The sequence below is a fragment of the Robiginitalea sp. SC105 genome (assembly GCF_014243345.1).
Classification (GTDB): Bacteria; Bacteroidota; Bacteroidia; order Flavobacteriales; family Flavobacteriaceae; genus Robiginitalea.
This window is the reverse complement of the sequence record NZ_JACLZF010000002.1, coordinates 652,407-669,805: the sequence shown is the minus strand read 5'-3', so window position 1 is coordinate 669,805 and position 17,399 is coordinate 652,407. Positions and strand designations below refer to the sequence as shown.

Sequence of the window (17,399 nt, the reverse complement as noted above, 5' to 3'; positions counted from 1 at the left end):
AGGAAATATCCGTATTTGAACACCAGAGACTTCTCATAGGAGAAAATGGCTTCAAGTATTCACATTTGGAAGCCCTGCTTCGATTAAATGAATTCCATAATGGAAAGTATTTCGAACCCATTGCCAAAGGCCTCAAGTTCAAACAGTACGTTGGGGTCATCCAGGTAGATGGACTGAGCATTGAGATACATCCGAAAGCAGACAAGAATGATCCAGATAGGAAATGGAAAGGCGTGCTATTAAAGATGCTTCAATCCTGTGGAAAACTCAAGGCACAATCAGCTGGACCAGCTCATGTCAATAAGCAGCATCTTAACCTACTGGAAGTTTATTTTGAGATGTTCTTAGGAGAGTTGGAAGATCTAATTCGCAAAGGGTTCGTGAAGAAATATCGTAAGCGTACAGCGAATCAAAAAGCACTCAGGGGCAAGTTAGAATTTGCAGGTCATTTGCAACGTAACCTAATACATAAAGAACGATTTTACACTACTCATGAGGTATATGATCCCGAACACTTGTTGCATCAAATCCTTCTTAAGGCATTGGATATCGTTGATCAATTCTCAATGGGCTCAAGGTTGAGCGATGTTTGCAAACGCATTCTATTCTCCTTTCCCGAAATTGAAAGAAGGTCCATTTCCGTGTCAAAGCTTGAAAGTATCACCTTAAATCGAAAAACACGGGCCTATGAAAATGCGCTTCAATTGGCGATACTTATCATAAAAAATCATTCTCCGGATATTTCCCACGGTCAAGAACGAATGCTGTCCTTGCTTTTTGACATGAATCAACTTTGGGAGGAATATATCCTTAAGAGTTTACATAGGGATACAAGAGGAACTGGAATTAAAGTTAATGGGCAGGAATCAAAACCCTTTTGGAGGTACAATTATTTGAAACCAGATATCGTAATCCGAAAAGGGGGAAAGACCTTCATTATTGATACGAAATGGAAGCAACCTCATAACGGAACGCCCTCAGTTTCAGACCTTCGTCAAATGTATGCGTATTGTCGATTTTGGAATGCGGATAAAGCCCTTCTGCTATACCCAGGAAAGCATGTTGAAAAATCATTCAACCCGTATCGAACCGACGACTTTTTTGAAGTAACTGAGAGTATAACCAGGGTGAATCACCAATGTAAAATGGGCTTCGTTTCCGTGTTCAAAACAGAAAGTGATGAATTAGATCCAGAAATTGGCAAACGTGTTTTAGAGCTATTAGAAATAGACTAGACAAAATGACCTCGACAAATAAAACTCATGCGGATCGCTCTTTGGCTGAGACACCGCTTTAAAAGATTTGGATACAGGTCATTGAACTATTAAAAGTAGATGGGTAAGTTATATATAAGGGATGGAAGAGCGCCAGTTCCAGAAGATGAAATGGTAAGCAGGAGGATGAGTGCAATTAAAGCTAAGGATACCAAACCCGAGCTCCTACTCCGAAAAGCACTTTGGAATAATGGAACGCGAGGATATCGTATTCAATGGGGAAAGGCTCCAGGAAAGCCAGATATTGCATTCCCTTGTAAGAAAATTGCCATATTTGTGAATGGTTGTTATTGGCATAGATGTCCCAAATGCAGATTGGACCTTCCCAGAAAAAATACATCCTTTTGGAAAGAAAAATTTGAAAAAAACGTCACTAGGGATAAACGTAAAATAAAGGAGTTAGAGGATCTAGGTTGGAGGACCCTAACGATATGGGAGTGCGAAATCATGAATCAATTAGACCGATGCCTAAACAGAGTAACTAATAAACTTTATGATCAATAAGCTAACCGTTGTAGATTTTTTCTGTGGTGCTGGAGGGTTTTCAGAGGGCTTCAGGCAGCAAGGGTTTACAATTTTAAGGGGTGTTGATAAATGGATTCCTGCCGTCCGCACCTTTAATCATAATTTCGATTTAAATGATCCTCCTCGGGATATTCTCGACTACTGGGATTCCATAGAGCTGATCAATGAAATTCCAAATTCTGATGTGATAGTTGGTAGCCCACCATGTGTAAGCTTTTCCAACTCCAATCGTTCAGGGAAGGCAGATAAGTCATTGGGTTTAAGATTGACCGAGACGTTTTTAAGGATTGTGGCAGTTAAGAAATTTCAGGAACGATCCAAGTTAAAAGCTTGGTTCATGGAAAATGTCACCAATACTCTAAAGTACTTACCAAAATCCTATTCCTTTGAGGATTTGAATTTATCCGAATGGGCACTGAATCAAAATCTGCTTCCAAGCGATATTGCAATTAGTATCGAGGGAAATAGTACAATGATTAACTCAGCACACTTTGGTTCTCCTCAATCAAGGAAAAGGGCTATAGTAGGCGAAATTGTATCAAAAGGCAAATTGATAGTACCACCAAAAACACATTCTCAAAAAATTAGCGAAAAAGGAAACCTCCTACCTTCAAAAACACTAAAATCAGTACTTCGGGGACTCCCCAGACCAAACGTTAAGAAAAGTTCGAGAAGGATTCGAGATCCTTTATACCCTGAAATAAATATACCCCTTCAAAGGATTACTGATCATTTCTATGATTCAGGGCTATATAAGACCCAATGGAATAGTTCACTCTTCATGAAAAGGAATCATCCTTATATGGGCCGAATGTCTTTTCCGGAAGAAATTAACAAACCGAGCAGGACCGTAACAGCAACAAAAATTGGCTCCTCCAGAGAAGCATTGATATACCGTTCTGAATATCGACGAAAAGGAGATGGTGAATTTCGGATTCCAACGGTTCGCGAAATGGCCTGTCTAATGAGCTTTCCCATAACTTATCAATTCCTTGGGGACAGTGAATATTCAAAGTGCAGACTTGTTGGAAATGCCGTATGTCCCACTGTTAGTGGGGCATTGGCCAAAACAGTACTAAAGCAATTGGGATTGCAAGAAATCTCAACGCCAATTGTAGCCACAAAACCAAAGTTGAAGGGTGTAAGGAATCTCAATACATATGAGGCAAGGACCTTTGACCATCCTCCTAAGAAGAAGCCAGGAGCAAGGTTCAGGCGACATCCATTCAAATATGGAAATATAACGGTAACCTTATCCAATTATGACATTTTAAGTGGCAAGCAAAGTAAAGGCTGGATAACTTCAGTTCAATATGGAAATGGCGAAGGATTTCCATGTAGAAATATAGCCGATGGTTTCTACAAGGAAATAGAGCCGATCATTAAAGACTTTAATGGAGGTGAAGAATTTATTCAAATCGTAAATAATGGATTCACAAATAAGATTGCCTCTGCTAGTGAATTGCAAAGAATGCACGAATTACAGCAACAAATAGAGCAATACCTTGACCCCAGCTCACTGATCGAGGAAGTTGCTGAGCTCATAGATGAATTTGAGTTCGAAAATCCATTTTACGATCAAGGAGATTCAATAGTTTTCAATAACAAAGAGATTGTTCCTAAGAAACAAATAATGGCATTATACACAATAAATAAAATAACCTCTGTTGCAAATAAAAAATAGTCATGGAGAAAGAAGCTAGGATAAAATATTTTGAAGGGTTAAAGAAGAAAAAGCCTTATTCCCACAAGGATATTTATTATAAGGGTAAAAAGCAAAAATTGCCTGTCTACGAAATCGATCTTGATTACTTAATTTATAATCAATGGAATGGTAGAATAGCAAGTCTGGTCAAATCACATGCCCAAGAAACCGGTGAAGAAATTGATGCTTCCACCGAAGAAGGAGCGGCCATTATTGAAGACTTTCTGTGGAGATCAAATATTCCTGCAAATAAGGCAACGGAAAAAAGCATATTTGACCAAGGACAAAATGAATATGGTATAGTTACTAAGGATGGAGTAATTATTGACGGAAACAGAAGGTCAATGATACTCCGTAGAGTGGCAGAAAAGAAAAAGGAAAGCCCAGTATATTTTCTAGGTGTCGTTCTCGACGAAGTTTTGGACGATGATCCAAAGGAAATAATGAGACTTGAGACAACCTACCAAATGGGTGAAGATGCAAAAGTCGACTACAATGCAATTGAAAAATATCTCAAATGTCAAGATTTGATTGAATTAGGATTTTCTTCGAAAGAAATAGGAAAAATGATGGGGGAATCAGAATCTAAGATCAAAGAATACCTGTCCATAATGGATTTAATGAATGAATATCTTGAACAAGACCAACTTGGATACGGAGGAATATATACGCGTTTGGATAAGACTGAAGGTGCATTTGTTGATCTTAATGGCTATTTGAAAAGATATGAAGGGGGTAAGTCGAAAATGGTTCAATGGAAATACGATGAAACAGACTTAAACGATCTAAAAATGATCTATTTCGACTATATCCGTGGAATCTATAATAGTAGCAAATCGGCAGATAGCGGAGATTCAAAAGACTACAGATTTATTGGCCGCACTAGTAAAAAAGGTAGTTTTTTCAGCAATGAGAAAATTTGGGAAAAGTTTCGAGATAAGCACTTTGATGAGATAGAAGAAATCAACCAATCTGAGCCCTCAATAGATGAGATAAGGAAAGATCATCCATCCGAGAGCTTAGAAATTCTTTTGAAAGGAAGAGATGTCGCCTGGGCAAATAGGGCAGACAGTGTCCTGAAAAGAAATATGGGGCGATCTAAAAGTGCCCTAGAAAATAAAAATAACAGAGACAGACCACTTGAGCTCTTAGAAAGTGCGAAAGACAAACTAGACTCAATTAATACAAAATCCAAATCCTTCTTAGAAGACGATGATGTGTACACAATGGTGAATGAAATAAGAAAGCTTTCCGAAGAATTCAAGCGTATAATTCTAAAACACGATAAACACAGTAAGTGAGTATTATAATTGACATAAATCAAAGTGAGACTTACTTCTTACTTGTAGATAGCTCAGGCGTAATAGGAAAGAACAGAAGGGCCAAGGCCTATTTTGAAAGTTACATGGATGCCGAATTTAATGATTCTGCTGTCCTACTTGAGATCAGAAATGTCGAAAAGGAAGAACTTTTAATCTCCATTCATAATGCGTTAGAAAAATATAAGATTGAATATCAGGAATCAGAGAGAATTAAGAAGATATTGGCTTCCTATTTTAAGCGACGCAAAGATTTCGAAATATTCAGCCAAAAAGCTAGGTGTATTTGGAATAATGAAGTTGATCCTAATGAATTCAAAGAATTCAAAGAATCACTGGAAAGGAATTTAACTAATAGAACACTATACGATAAGCAACTATTAGCGGCTTTCCATTTAGCTTTTGCAAAGAACGCCTGTAATTTTTCTGTGCCTGGAGCAGGGAAGACCTCCGTGGTATACGGAGCTTATGCATACTTAAGCAACTTACCGGAAGATCATCCAGATTTTGTCAATAGGTTATTAATTATAGGACCCTTGAGCTCTTTTGGTCCTTGGGAAAACGAGTATGAAGAATGTTTTGGAAAAAAAGTATCGTCAAAACGTTTATCCGGAGGCGTAAGTCCCGAAGAAAGAAATGATTTCCTCTTTTCAATCGAACCTCCTGAGCAGACCGCTGAATTGTCCTTAATGTCTTATCAAAGTGTCCAATATAATCTTAAAGGTCTTCAATTTTTCTTAAAAAAACCATCCAACCATGTGATGATAGTATTGGATGAAGCACATAAAATAAAAAGCACCAATCCCGATAGCACATGGGCTCCTGCTGTTCTATCGCTTTCAAAATTACCAAGTGTAAAGTCTAAGGTTGTTTTGACAGGAACACCTGTACCGAACGGATACGAGGATATTTATAATCTGTATGAGTTTATATGGCCAAATAAAAATATCATAAACTTCAATGTTTTTCAATTACAGGATATGTCAAATAATAGATTTGACGATAGAGTTGACGAACTCGTTGAAAGTATTTCTCCGTTCTTTATTAGGATAAAGAAAAATGATTTAGGCCTTCCGCCTATCGTCAATCACGATCCCATCAAAGTAAAAATGAGTAAAGTTCAAAGAGAAATTTATGATTTCTTGGAAGATCGATATATCTCATACTTTGAGGATAATCAAGATGCCTTATCAGCCACAACAAATTTAAAGAAGGCACGATTTGTTAGACTTATGCAGTGTGCCACTAATCCCGATTTATTAAGACAATCGTTAGAGGACTACTATCAAGAACAGGGATTAAGTAACAACCTATACCTAGATGATAATCATGTTCTTGACAAAATATTGAACTACCATAGCCATGAAACTATTCCTGCTAAATTTGAGACTATTAAGTCATTGGTATCAGATTTAGTTTCAGATGGACAGAAGGTCATCCTTTGGGGCACTTTTATATTGTCGATTAAACAACTTCAGCAATATCTCAATTCTTCTGGAATTGATTCTAGGTTATTAATTGGTGAGGTTCCCGTTGAAAGGGATGATATGCCCGAAGAAATTGTTACAAGGGAAAAAATCATAAGGGAATTTCATGAAGAAGATTGTCCGTTCAGAGTAATTATTGCAAATCCTTTTGCGGTAGCAGAATCAATATCTCTTCACCATGCTTGTCACCATGCCGTCTATTTTGAACGAACTTTTAATGCCTCAAATTTTATTCAATCCAAAGACCGAATTCATCGCGTTGGCTTAGAAAAAAATCAGTTGACACACTACCACTATATCCTATCAGAAGACTCAATTGATGAAACAATTCACAGAAGATTAATGGACAAAGAAAGAAGGATGCTTGAATTAATTGAGAGCCAAGAAATTCCTTTAATTTCTGAAAATCTTAGTAGGGATATAGACTTAGATAATGACATTAGGGCTATAATTAGAGACTATGTTAGAAGATCTTCTAAAGCATAGATTACTTGGCACAAAGGATGAAATAACTTTTATCCTATTCGAGGTTTTGCCTTTGTCTGAATCCCAGGCCATAAACAAAATAAAGAAGTACGTTAAATCCAATAGGTTTTCCATCTACAATTCAATAGAAGGAATTCTGGAGCTTTTAGATTTCGTGTCTTTCGTTAAAATCAAGAATGAAAGAATAAGTTTAGATTTCAATCATTTTGATCCTAATCTTCACAACAAAAAACTCTACTTCGAAACAGACCACTTCTACAACATCTTTTTTCAGAGATTATTCAATGAGGGCGCAATTTCTAAGTTATTTAGTAACGACGGTTTGAAATTTAATGTGGAAAGAAATCAGTATTATGTTCTTGACAATGAAATTTCAATAAAATATTTTTCAATAAGAAATCTCCTGATTTCAACTAGTTTCTTTTACAGAGATTCAAGAATAAAGAATCATATCTGGGTTAATAAGTTTTTCAATAGTCTATTAAACACCTCAGTGATACAAAGGCTTAATTTAATTGAAAGGAGGAAGTCTAAACTAAGTCTTAAGCGTTTAAAGCATCTGCTAAAACAAAAAGAAGAAGCGGGAAAAAGGGCTGAATTATTCGTACTCGAATTCGAAAATAATAGGCTCTGTGGACATCCAAATGTCGAGCAAATTCAACTTGTATCTGAAAATGAAACCGATGCCGGTTATGATTTAATTAGTTTTAATGACATTGATTCTATCTTTAACAACCGTTTTATTGAAGTCAAATCTTACGAGGAAGATGTTAAATTTTATTGGTCTAAGAATGAAATAAGGGTTGCAAAGGATTTAGGGGATAAATATTTTTTATATCTGGTAAATAGGTCAAAGATGCATGAAAAAAGCTATAAACCTCAAATACTTAGGAATCCCTTTCATAAAGTCTTTAATAGCGATCTTTGGAGAAAAGAAGCTGAAAGTTGGAAATTTACTCTAGTCGATTAAATTCTATCCTAATGTTCCTATTTGACAATTTATATTGCTTAATTTAAGAATCAAAGGCATACAATTCGGATACCTAAAATGTTGACAAGTTGACAAGAGTCTGGTAATTAAATAGTTGAAATCCTGGGTTCGAGCCCCAGCCAAGTCACGATCAAGCGCAAAACCCCCGCCAGAATTGGCGGGGGTTTTTGTTTTCGGGGTAAGGCCAAGTCTACTTGGACCTTTCGACGGAAACAAAAACCCGGCAAGCGCAGCCTGGCAGGGTTTGGCATTTGCAGGATGGGACGGCTGGGTCCAACGAGCGAAGCGAAGTTAACCCCGGCGGTCTTTGGTCTATTTGCAGTACTGGACGGCTGGGTCAGGCGACCAAAGGGAGCCAACCCCAGCCGCATACAGCAGGTACTTGCTAAACCAGTTTTAAGTAAGGAGGCGTTGGCGGAGCTAACGGAAGAAGCGGAGCATGGGCTGCAGTATTTTATTTCTTACTGGATTTGTGATATTCCCGCAAAGTTTTTTGTATGCCAAGAAGTGCTTCTAGTTCTCTTTGGGCGCGAATGACCGGTGCCCCCATTCGACCCCTATTGCTTTGTAGTTGTGCCATAAACTTTTTATTTAAATTCATTTTCTCTGAAAGACAATCAAAATCAGAATCCTGGGAATCGGCATTCCAATTACGAATGACCAAGTTTGGAAACTCGTCTACTAAAACGTTTGGTTCCATAATGGTCTGACCGAGTTCTTCTCTATTGCTGCCGCTGTTATTTCTAAAATCCAGTAAGGCGTTTCTCAGCCGTATATCTTTAATGAAAGAAATTTTTCCCGTGGTCACCATTTCATCCAAAGTGGATAGGGTGAAAGGGCTCCACCTTATGTAATGAGAAAATGCTACCGCCTCGCACTCCTCCTGAGAAAGTTTTTTTGGAGGTTCTGAGGTTATTTTGTCGAGAGCTAAAGCCAGTTTTTCTCGGCTATCCATATACAGACTAATGATCTCATGCCGACTTGCCACCGCGACTATTATTTCGTCCTGAAGATCACCAATTAAACGACTTGTCTCAATTTCAGATTTACGCTCTTCATTCCAACTATCTACCTGGAACGCGATTAATATGCCAATAACCACCAGCAGGATCTCCCCCACCGCGTACAGCAGGTACTTGCTGAACTTATTATCAGTCAGAAGTCGTTGACGGAGCCGGCGGAAGAAGCGGAGCATGGGGTGAGGTAGGTTGTTGCTCCTTTCAAGATAGGGAAATAATTACATGAAAAAGGGTCTGCGTAAAATTCCTAATGATAGAATAAAAGACGGACTTCGGGCTACGGAAGATTGGAAGGTGATAAAAAGGAGATGGCCCTTGGCAAAACCCTGATGGTAGCCGGCAGCTGGCCCACGTACTCCCCGTCTGCCTCAATACTGCATGGGTCGTTGCTTTGGAGTGTAACTTCCCGGGTTATGTGATAGTGTACCTGTTGATGGGATATTTTTAAACCTTTTTTCAGCCTCCCCAGGTTTTTCAGATAATCCCAAATACTTAGATCCCCAAAAATGGCCAACTGAAACATCCCGTCTGAAAGGTTCGCGTCGGGCGCAATACAGAGGGCATTCCCAAAATAACGGCCATTGGCTATCGCCATCTGAAGCAGTCTGCCTTTCCACTCCCAGTCGCTTCCATTGCACACGACTTCCTTTTTATCGTAATCAAGAAACCCTTTCAGGATATGCCAGGAATAATTGACGGCTGGTCCGAAGAAACTTTTGGATTGTACCATGGATTGCACCACTTCGGCCCCAAGACCAACCCCTGCTATATTAATAAAGTAGCGGGTTTCCCGGGTCTGATGTAAGATTATTTTTCCGAGGTCTGTTTTTTGGATGCTTTTAGATTTAATCAGCCCCATTAGCTCTTCAATAGAATTTGTGATCCGGGCTGTCCTGGCAAAATCATTACCCGAGCCGCAGGGTAGCAGCCCCAAAGTTGGATATAAATTTGAGGGCAGGTTGCTCTGGAAAACACCATTGATTACCTCGTTCAGGGTGCCGTCGCCCCCAACGGCAATGAGGTAATCGCAGTTGTTTTCAGCGGCCTGTTTGGCGAATTGGATAGCGTGATTTTTACGCATTGTTAGTAAAAATTGCGCGCTGCCCGGGCTCACTTTTTGACAATACTGTTCCACCCTCTTGAGATAGGCCATGCGGTTTTTCCTGCTGTTGACTATAAATACAATCTTCATTGATTCGGGCAATCAAATCATTTATCTGGCTCTTTACAGTTACATGGAAATCATACGCGAATTTGTCGGAAGAAGCGGAGCATACTGTTTTATTCTGAAAGGAGAAGTTCTGAGTTTATGACCTCAAGAATAGATTTCATTCGATCCCTAAGGGATTCTTCCTTTTTTATTATTTCCGTTTGCTCATAAAGCGTGAGCATGTAAGCATTCTCTAGGACAATGTCTTTAAAAAATGCTTCATAATCCGATTGGGCGCTTACCCCGGTTAGATCTACTCCCAACCATTCATTATTAGAGTGAGCACGATTTATTCTGCGGACATATAAATTTTCAAGAGGCCAAAGCTGTGAGTTCCATACCCCAAGAAGTCTATTAAAATCGTCCGTAGGGTCATTAAGTGCATCTTCGTACATAGTAACAAACTGAATAACCGAATCATTCCTGATGTATTTAATATCCCCAGTTGAAATAATTGACTTGACATTTCCTATCTGCGGGTTCAGAGTTATTGGTGCAGTGGCATTCTCCACTAACGAATCAAGAATGACATGATTTATTTTCCTGTCTGGATCACTAAAATTTCTCAGCAGATCAATACACATTTTTCTTGAGTCCTTGTGAAATTGTATTATTTCATTAAAATGCTGGATGTTTGTGGTAACCTCTGCATGGATTACTGACAGCCATTTTCTTTCAATCTCACGATCTTTACTTTGTTCATTCCAGTTGTTGATTTGCAGAGCAATCAGGATCCCGATCACCACCAGCAATATCTCACCCACCGCATACAGTAAGTACTTGCTGAACTTGTTATCAGTAAGGAGGCGTCGGCGTATTTGGCGGAAGAAGCGGAGCATGGCTGAGGTTGGTTGTTGCTCCTTTCAAGATAGGGAAATAATTGGTTTTCAGGGAAATACTAGGGCATTTAGAAATGTACTTTTTTGAGAATATCTAGTCCACGGACGATGTTTTTTGGCAAACTTACAAGATAACTTCAATGATATTAACGTTTGAACATGTGTTTAAATTTAGAAAGGTTTCAAAATCCAGTACCCTAAATAATGGACCTAGGTTAAACCTCTAATTAGTGGACACTTACATCTTGTATTCACTCAAGTCGATGGTAATTTCTGTTTCTGTATTTCTTGAAATGTAGACAACTTTGGATATCACTTTTGATACAAGCCTCCAAGGAACTTCATGATTTTTTAACCAAACTTTAAGGTGAATATAAGTATCTCCAATAGCAAATACACTAAGTTCTGTATCTGCCTTTACATCATAATTCGGGGGTGGTTCAGAAGGGCCCCAGCCCAAATCCAACCATCCATTATACCCTGAGGAATCAGAGAAGCCATCATTTTGATTCAGACAAGGGTCTCCAGGTTTTTGAAAACCGCAATATTCACATGCTTCCTTAAAAAAGCAACCCGCAAGGGCATAAGCCTCAATCTCCTCTTCATATGGATTACCAATTATTCTTAACTTGATTGATGCTTCCGGAAGCATTTGGTACTCCCTGAGTTGGGGAGTTTCCATATTCATTCTATAACCGTGATAATACCGCGACTTAAGTAATGGATGATATCCCCTCGCCCTTATTTCAAAATCATCGTATTCACTGACCGAATATATCTCTACAAACCCATTGTCGTTTGAATGTAATGCTTCACTAATTAAAGTGCAGTCATCACCTCTACACTCAGCCCGATAGACTTCTGCATGGGGTATGGGTTGGCCGGTTACATAATCGGTAATCAAAAATTGAATGTTTGTGACGTCTTCCTCCGACTTTGAACATCCTTCAAAAAAGAAAGTTAATCCAGCTAAAACAAGAACAAATATTTTTTGTGACGATTTCATCTGTCTTGAATTTTAATTGTTTCCAAGATCAATATAGCTCCAACCATGCGTGTCGATATCCGAATATCTGCCTGATGCATAATACCGGACATTCTCCTGAGTTTGCCGCATTATCTTGTTTTCAGATAAATCAAGTACAATAAAAAATAGGGAGTAGAATAATTATACGGCTGATGATAATTAAGACCTACGGATAATTACAATCGGCTCAAAATAGGGTTGATACCATCCCAAAATCTAATTCTTGGATATGCGAGTACAATTAATTTTAATACTGACAATAGCTGTTTTGGTGAATGGTTGCAGCTCGGATGACGGCAATATTGATAAACATTATACCGTCCTGGATTCAGAAAATAGGTCGCCAGCTGCTAACGTAAAAATCACTCTATATGGCGAAATAATATGTGGAGGAACTATTTATGGAGGAGCAGGTGCATGTGGAAGAGTTTCTTACGGATATGGGTTCACTGACCAGAATGGGGAAGTTGTAATTACAATAAACCAAGACGAAGAAAATAAAGTTGAAGTTATAAGTGCTTATGGATGGAAGGATTCTGATAATTTATATCCCTTTCAAGAATTTAGCTACTCTCCGAGAATGACGACATTATTCATTGATCCCTATGATTGAATAATTTCAAAAGAAGTTGATACGACTTACTTATTCCAACTATGATCGATACACCAAAAAAAGTAACCAATGAAAATTTTAAGATCATCAATCGTTTTAAGGAATTTGTTCTCGGCACTCCTATGCTTTTGCTTGTCATCTCTATTGAGCTGCTCGAAAAGTGATGCCGGATTTACAGAAGTAGTAGGCACCTGGAAAAGCGTTAATAATCCGAATGGGAATTTTACCCGGTATTATTACCAAAATGGCAGGTATCGCTTTGAAATAGATGGCACATCACAGTTTGATGAAGGCACCTATCAAAGGATCAATACGATCAACGCCACCACATTTACCATCGAAGAATTTAGCGATTTGGGGGGATACGCGATTTATGACCTATCTATTGTGGGGGACACCTTAACCCTTTTAGGTCTGGATTATAAATGGGTAAGACAGTAAAATCTTCTCGATTCTCCCTTCCATAATTCCGGGTATAAATCATCATATTTTTTAAGCAAAAATCGCAATTATCTATTATCTACTATCCTGATATTTAGTATCTTGATGGTGCATGGACTTTAAGGAGTATTTTCAGGAATTGAAAAAGCGAAAAGTCTTCAAGGCCGCAATTGCCTATTTGGTCGTCGCCTGGGTGATCATTGAAGTTTCTTCCGCAATATTTCCTGTATTCAACATACCACCCTTTATTCTTCAGATCTTAATAGTCTTTTTGGCACTTGGGTTTATTGTTAATCTGATTTTTTCCTGGGTCTATGATGTAACGCCAGAGGGACTAAAGAAAACCATAGATATAAAGGAGACTGAATCCCCTTCCAGAATAAAAAATCGTCGGCTAAACAGAGTTATTATTGCCTCCCTTTCACTAGCTGTTGTCCTGCTTCTCTACAATCAATTCGGACGTTCACAATCAGGATTATCACAAAGTGTAGATTCTGATGGATCTACTGATGCATTAACAGCCTCAATCGCAGTATTGCCTTTTAAAAACTGGAGTGGTGATCCGGGATTGGAATATGTCAGTGACGGGATGGCCGATGAAATTGCGACAAAATTAGAACGGGCGGAAAACATGGAAAGGGTAGTTCCATTTGCAGAAATGCTCCAGTATAAGCAATCACAAATCAAATTAAAAGAACTGACAGACAGCTTACAGGTTCAGTTTATTCTGGACGGTAGTGTCCAAATCGCTGGTGAGGAAATACGGGTAAAAGTTCAATTGCTCGACGGCTATTCCAATCGTTATGTCTGGTCAGAGGAATTTACAGGCATCTGGGATAGTAAGGATGTGTTTGAAATACAATCTAATGTGACCAATAATGTATTGGAGCGAATTCACAAAGACATTCGAGGTGATATCGAATCCGATCAGGATTATGTGTTGACAGAAAGCATGGAAGCTTATCGTTATTTTCTAAAAGGTCTTCACCAACTAAGAACACAATCTGAAGAAAACGTCAATAAGGGGATTGCCAATTTCCAAAAGGCCGTCGAACTCGACCCAAACTTTATTGAAGCGTGGTATAATTTAGGCATGAACTGGATGTTCAGTGGACTTTATTGGGGGATCAATCCAGAACGTCTTGCTTGGGAGAATACTAAGACGGCATGGGAAAAAGTAATCGAATTAGCTGAAGGTGAATCTGATTATGAAGAAGTAAAAGTAATTGTGGAAAATGCGCTTCTGTGGAATTACCTTTTCTATGACTGGGATTTTGATCGAATCGAAAAGGTTTATGGAGAGGAATTTGTTGACCCTGTCGGCTTTAGGTCTGTTTATGAGCTTTATACGGGAAGGTATGAAGAATCTCTGGAAACAAATGAGGAAGGAATTCTTCGGGCATCTGAGAATGGTATTATGTCGAGCAGGGGGATACCCTTAAAAGCGGCATCACTTTTTTTCCTGGGCCGAGAAGCAGAAGCAGAAGATCTATTGACAGAATACATAGAAATACTGTGGGACAGTCCGGCTTTTTTGACCGAGGCTGCCAAATGGTATTACTATCTGGGCAACTATGATCAATCTAGGAAGGCGTTAAATCGTCTTAAATCAGCGTTTGGCGATAACTCTCCCCTGATATTATTTCTTTCTGCAGTTCATGCATATGAAGAGAATATGCAAGACGAACTTAAAGAATCCCTTGTGGAATTGGAGTCTAAATACAGGTCCCAAAAATCTGGTTCACCAGCTTGGCACCTTGCGCTCTATTATTCCCATGCTGGGGAATACGAATCCTGTATGGAGTGGCTTCAGAAATCATTCGAAAAACACGAAACCGAAATGGTTTGGCTCAGGTCTGAGCCTTTGTTGGCACCGATTCGAAATGATCCCCGCTACTTAAATATGTACAAAGAAGTCGGCTTTCCAGTGCCTCCTTTAGCAGTTCCGGAAGACCTGCCTCAAAGCATAAATTAATCTAGAAGGGATTGCTATCGCTATATAGCTACTTGGAAATTGATCAAAACAAGCTACCTAAGTACAAAAGGAACTATTATGGCTATTATTCCCGTTAACACGACCACCAACATAAATAAGTTATAGCGCGTATTATAATTTCCCATTAATGTTGAATCATAGTATTTTTCAACATTCTGGTCTTTGTACATTTTCAGTAGTCCGGATAGTAACTTTGACCTTGTTTGTTTCCCTTTGTGCAATCCCACAATAACAACGGCATTTAGCAGAATCAATAACACTACAAAGAGAATCATCACCACGAGAAAGGTTTGATCATCTTTCGATTCCTCGGACATACCAGAGTTTACCGCAAGTACAATTAGGTTAAGCACGATCGAGGTGATAATGAAAATAATATCAGTCTTCGTGTTTTGTTGCAATTCCGAGGTAATATGTTTGTGAATGAATTCAATCATGACCCTGATTTTTAATGATTTAAATGTCCTACCTCTCAGGCCGCGGCAAAATACATTTTCAAGACCTGCCCATTTTTAACCTCTACCTCACCTCTGAAGGTGAATTGATATTTATCTTTTAGCAGATTATAGGTATTCTCCGATACATTGATCCGGCCAGGTTCTGAGGATGATTCCATCCGGGCCGCAAAATTTACAGTACTTCCCCAGATATCATAGGCAAACTTCTTTGTTCCCACAACCCCTGCAACAACAGGTCCAGTATTCAGGCCAATACGTATTTCAAATGGGATTATATCCTTTGGTGGATTTATCTTGGTTATTTTGACAAACTGAAGGATTTCAAAAGCTGCATTCAGTGCATCTTCCGCGTGGGATGTATTTGGACTCGGGATTCCTCCAGCACACATATAAGCATCACCTATGGTCTTTATTTTTTCCAGCCCATGTTTTTCTATAATACCATCAAACTGCTTAAAATAGTAATCTACGCTATGCACCAACTTTTCTGGGGAGACACCCTCAGATATTAATGAAAACCCCTTAAAATCAGTAAACAAAACCGTAATTTCATCAAACTTCTTTGGGGTAACCAGTCCATTTTGTTTTAGCTCAATGGCCGTTTCACTGGGCAGTATATTTTTGAGGAGATTATCAGAACGTGACTTTTCTTCATTAATGATCTTATTGGTCCTACTGATATACCTATACCTCCTGAACAAGCCGAACCCTATCAGAAATACTACAATCAGCACACCAATAATAATATAGATAAGAATCTTTTGACGTCGCTCTGTGAGTCTTTGAATTGTAGCCTCTTTTTCTAATAAATCAACTTCCGTCTGCTTCTGTGATATTTCAAAGTCATTTCTGATCTTGGCCATTTGATTGACCTGGTTCAGATTTTGAATACTGTCCTTGTACTTAGTATATAATTTATAATGATCAAAAGCCTCTGATGTCCTTCCAGATAATTCTAACAATTCAGACAGCAAAAGGTGTGCATCACGAACAGGCCTTCGCATTTGATACTTACTCGCTATTTGAAGTGTTTGGTTCGCAGCCTCTATGGCCAGGTGATACTCGCCACGGCTTTTGTAAACATCCGATAGATAAGGTAAAAATGAGGCTACGGCATATGTGGCATTCTCCTGATTCAAGATGGAGATCGATTCTTTCAGCTGGGAAATGGCCTTGTCTCCTTCCCCCTTCAATGCATTGACAATGCCTAAAGAACCGACATAATATCCAATGCCTAATTCATAAGAAAGCGCCTTATATATTCTGCCGGATTGTTCAAAATAAAACGCTGCGGAATCAAGTACGTTGCGCTTCAGGTAATTATCGCCAAGATTATTGTATGAGGCGGCAAGAACGATTGAATCACCCCCGTTTTTGAGGATTTCAATGCTCTTTTGATAATACTCTACAGCATTGGCCGGATTATCCATTTGAGAATATGCATTGGCAATGTTTGAATAGGCAGCTGCTACATCACGCTCATTACCAAGTTTTTGAGAAAGCTCCAAGGCCTTGAAATAAAATTCGAGAGATTCAGGATATCTTCCCTGGATGTAAACAGCATTTCCCCGCTCAAAAAAGGCACTCTCTAAAATGCTGTCTGAACCAAATCTTAAGGCAACCTCCAGAAACAATGCAGTGTATTCTTCATGCATGTTGTCATCTTGGGTATTTTGAACAATAGACTCTATTATCCTAAGACTGTCAGATGTACTATTTGATTCTTCTTGGAGGACCAGAATAAGGCTATCAACTTTAGCTGTAGCCTGGCCCCTGATTGAATGCATCGAGCAGGCGGCAATTGAGAGTATCAATACGAACTGTCGAAGTAACGAGTTACGTTTTGTTTGAAACTTTAAAACCATTCTAAATCAAAAAGAGTTACCTCATTCCTATGTTGTAATCCAACCAAAGTGACCAGTTGGAATACATTGACATTGCCTTAATCAACAAGCATGATTAAGCTAAATACCCATGAATATTAAAGTGTAAAAGTTCTATCAGTCGTT

General features: G+C 38.8%; 15 protein-coding genes. 9 read left to right on the top strand and 6 right to left on the bottom strand.

Annotated elements, in window-relative coordinates; all coding sequences use genetic code 11:
• The first annotated feature begins 65 nt into the window (after window positions 1-65).
• The 6 genes from H7F20_RS12215 (at window position 66) to H7F20_RS12190 (ending at window position 7,766) form a co-directional block, all read left to right on the top strand.
• Window positions 66-1,235 carry an McrC family protein gene (locus H7F20_RS12215; RefSeq protein ID WP_255444083.1) on the top strand — a complete coding sequence of 390 codons (1,170 nt, stop codon included), beginning with the start codon at window positions 66-68 and terminating at the stop codon, window positions 1,233-1,235.
• A 99-nt stretch (window positions 1,236-1,334) separates the two neighbouring features.
• Complete coding sequence (locus tag H7F20_RS12210; protein WP_185786459.1) at window positions 1,335-1,778, top strand: very short patch repair endonuclease; 444 nt, start codon at window positions 1,335-1,337, stop codon at window positions 1,776-1,778.
• Window positions 1,768-3,483 carry a DNA cytosine methyltransferase gene (locus H7F20_RS12205; protein WP_185786458.1) on the top strand — a complete coding sequence of 572 codons (1,716 nt, stop codon included), beginning with the start codon at window positions 1,768-1,770 and terminating at the stop codon, window positions 3,481-3,483. Before H7F20_RS12210 ends, H7F20_RS12205 begins: the two co-directional genes overlap by 11 nt.
• Window positions 3,484-3,485: 2 nt before the next feature.
• Window positions 3,486-4,805: a hypothetical protein gene (locus H7F20_RS12200; protein WP_185786457.1), complete on the top strand. Its 1,320-nt coding sequence runs from the start codon at window positions 3,486-3,488 to the stop codon at window positions 4,803-4,805.
• A complete protein-coding gene (locus H7F20_RS12195; protein WP_185786456.1) occupies window positions 4,802-6,796 on the top strand; it encodes a DEAD/DEAH box helicase in 1,995 nt (664 codons plus the stop codon). Before H7F20_RS12200 ends, H7F20_RS12195 begins: the two co-directional genes overlap by 4 nt.
• Window positions 6,771-7,766 (top strand): DUF3883 domain-containing protein, encoded by a 996-nt coding sequence (locus H7F20_RS12190; protein ID WP_185786455.1) that lies wholly within the window; start codon window positions 6,771-6,773, stop codon window positions 7,764-7,766. Before H7F20_RS12195 ends, H7F20_RS12190 begins: the two co-directional genes overlap by 26 nt.
• A gap of 475 nt (window positions 7,767-8,241) precedes the next feature.
• On the opposite strand, the gene H7F20_RS12185 is transcribed toward H7F20_RS12190, so the two are convergent.
• The 4 genes from H7F20_RS12185 to H7F20_RS12170 all read right to left on the bottom strand — a co-directional run bounded on the left by H7F20_RS12185 (window position 8,242) and on the right by H7F20_RS12170 (window position 11,861).
• Window positions 8,242-8,982: a DUF6090 family protein gene (locus H7F20_RS12185; protein WP_185786454.1), complete on the bottom strand. Its 741-nt coding sequence runs from the start codon at window positions 8,980-8,982 to the stop codon at window positions 8,242-8,244.
• A 101-nt stretch (window positions 8,983-9,083) separates the two neighbouring features.
• Window positions 9,084-9,998: a diacylglycerol kinase family protein gene (locus H7F20_RS12180; RefSeq protein WP_255444082.1), complete on the bottom strand. Its 915-nt coding sequence runs from the start codon at window positions 9,996-9,998 to the stop codon at window positions 9,084-9,086.
• An 89-nt stretch (window positions 9,999-10,087) separates the two neighbouring features.
• On the bottom strand, window positions 10,088-10,855 hold the full coding sequence (locus tag H7F20_RS12175; RefSeq protein ID WP_185786452.1) for a DUF6090 family protein: 768 nt from the start codon (window positions 10,853-10,855) through the stop codon (window positions 10,088-10,090).
• 238 nt (window positions 10,856-11,093) lie between these two features.
• Window positions 11,094-11,861: a hypothetical protein gene (locus H7F20_RS12170; protein ID WP_185786451.1), complete on the bottom strand. Its 768-nt coding sequence runs from the start codon at window positions 11,859-11,861 to the stop codon at window positions 11,094-11,096.
• A gap of 250 nt (window positions 11,862-12,111) precedes the next feature.
• Between H7F20_RS12170 and H7F20_RS12165 the strand changes: the two genes are divergently transcribed.
• From H7F20_RS12165 to H7F20_RS12155, 3 genes are all read left to right on the top strand, one after another.
• Window positions 12,112-12,495, top strand: a complete 384-nt coding sequence (locus H7F20_RS12165) for a hypothetical protein (RefSeq protein ID WP_185786450.1) — start codon at window positions 12,112-12,114, stop codon at window positions 12,493-12,495.
• A 69-nt stretch (window positions 12,496-12,564) separates the two neighbouring features.
• Window positions 12,565-12,936 carry a hypothetical protein gene (locus H7F20_RS12160; protein ID WP_185786449.1) on the top strand — a complete coding sequence of 124 codons (372 nt, stop codon included), beginning with the start codon at window positions 12,565-12,567 and terminating at the stop codon, window positions 12,934-12,936.
• Between the two features lie 112 nt (window positions 12,937-13,048).
• Complete coding sequence (locus H7F20_RS12155) at window positions 13,049-14,911, top strand: hypothetical protein (RefSeq protein WP_185786448.1); 1,863 nt, start codon at window positions 13,049-13,051, stop codon at window positions 14,909-14,911.
• Window positions 14,912-14,964: 53 nt separating this feature from the next.
• Here the strand turns inward: H7F20_RS12155 and H7F20_RS12150 are convergent, their stop codons facing one another.
• Both H7F20_RS12150 and H7F20_RS12145 read right to left on the bottom strand, forming a co-directional pair.
• Window positions 14,965-15,369 (bottom strand): hypothetical protein, encoded by a 405-nt coding sequence (locus H7F20_RS12150; RefSeq protein WP_185786447.1) that lies wholly within the window; start codon window positions 15,367-15,369, stop codon window positions 14,965-14,967.
• A 35-nt stretch (window positions 15,370-15,404) separates the two neighbouring features.
• On the bottom strand, window positions 15,405-17,045 hold the full coding sequence (locus H7F20_RS12145) for an adenylate/guanylate cyclase domain-containing protein (protein WP_185786446.1): 1,641 nt from the start codon (window positions 17,043-17,045) through the stop codon (window positions 15,405-15,407).
• Window positions 17,046-17,399: the final 354 nt, after the last annotated feature.

Bases quoted from the DNA above. Each gene is read 5' to 3' on its own strand.
- H7F20_RS12175 (WP_185786452.1), bottom strand. From the start codon at position 10,855: ATGCTCCGCTTCTTCCGCCAAATACGCCGACGCCTCCTTACTGATAAC.
- H7F20_RS12205 (WP_185786458.1), top strand. From the start codon at position 1,768: ATGATCAATAAGCTAACCGTTGTAGATTTTTTCTGTGGTGCTGGAGGG.
- H7F20_RS12180 (WP_255444082.1), bottom strand. From the start codon at position 9,998: ATGAAGATTGTATTTATAGTCAACAGCAGGAAAAACCGCATGGCCTAT.
- H7F20_RS12200 (WP_185786457.1), top strand. From the start codon at position 3,486: ATGGAGAAAGAAGCTAGGATAAAATATTTTGAAGGGTTAAAGAAGAAA.
- H7F20_RS12185 (WP_185786454.1), bottom strand. From the start codon at position 8,982: ATGCTCCGCTTCTTCCGCCGGCTCCGTCAACGACTTCTGACTGATAAT.
- H7F20_RS12155 (WP_185786448.1), top strand. From the start codon at position 13,049: ATGGACTTTAAGGAGTATTTTCAGGAATTGAAAAAGCGAAAAGTCTTC.
- H7F20_RS12170 (WP_185786451.1), bottom strand. From the start codon at position 11,861: ATGAAATCGTCACAAAAAATATTTGTTCTTGTTTTAGCTGGATTAACT.
- H7F20_RS12145 (WP_185786446.1), bottom strand. From the start codon at position 17,045: ATGCATGAAGAATACACTGCATTGTTTCTGGAGGTTGCCTTAAGATTT.
- H7F20_RS12165 (WP_185786450.1), top strand. From the start codon at position 12,112: ATGCGAGTACAATTAATTTTAATACTGACAATAGCTGTTTTGGTGAAT.
- H7F20_RS12210 (WP_185786459.1), top strand. From the start codon at position 1,335: ATGGGTAAGTTATATATAAGGGATGGAAGAGCGCCAGTTCCAGAAGAT.
- H7F20_RS12190 (WP_185786455.1), top strand. From the start codon at position 6,771: ATGTTAGAAGATCTTCTAAAGCATAGATTACTTGGCACAAAGGATGAA.
- H7F20_RS12150 (WP_185786447.1), bottom strand. From the start codon at position 15,369: ATGATTGAATTCATTCACAAACATATTACCTCGGAATTGCAACAAAAC.
- H7F20_RS12160 (WP_185786449.1), top strand. From the start codon at position 12,565: ATGAAAATTTTAAGATCATCAATCGTTTTAAGGAATTTGTTCTCGGCA.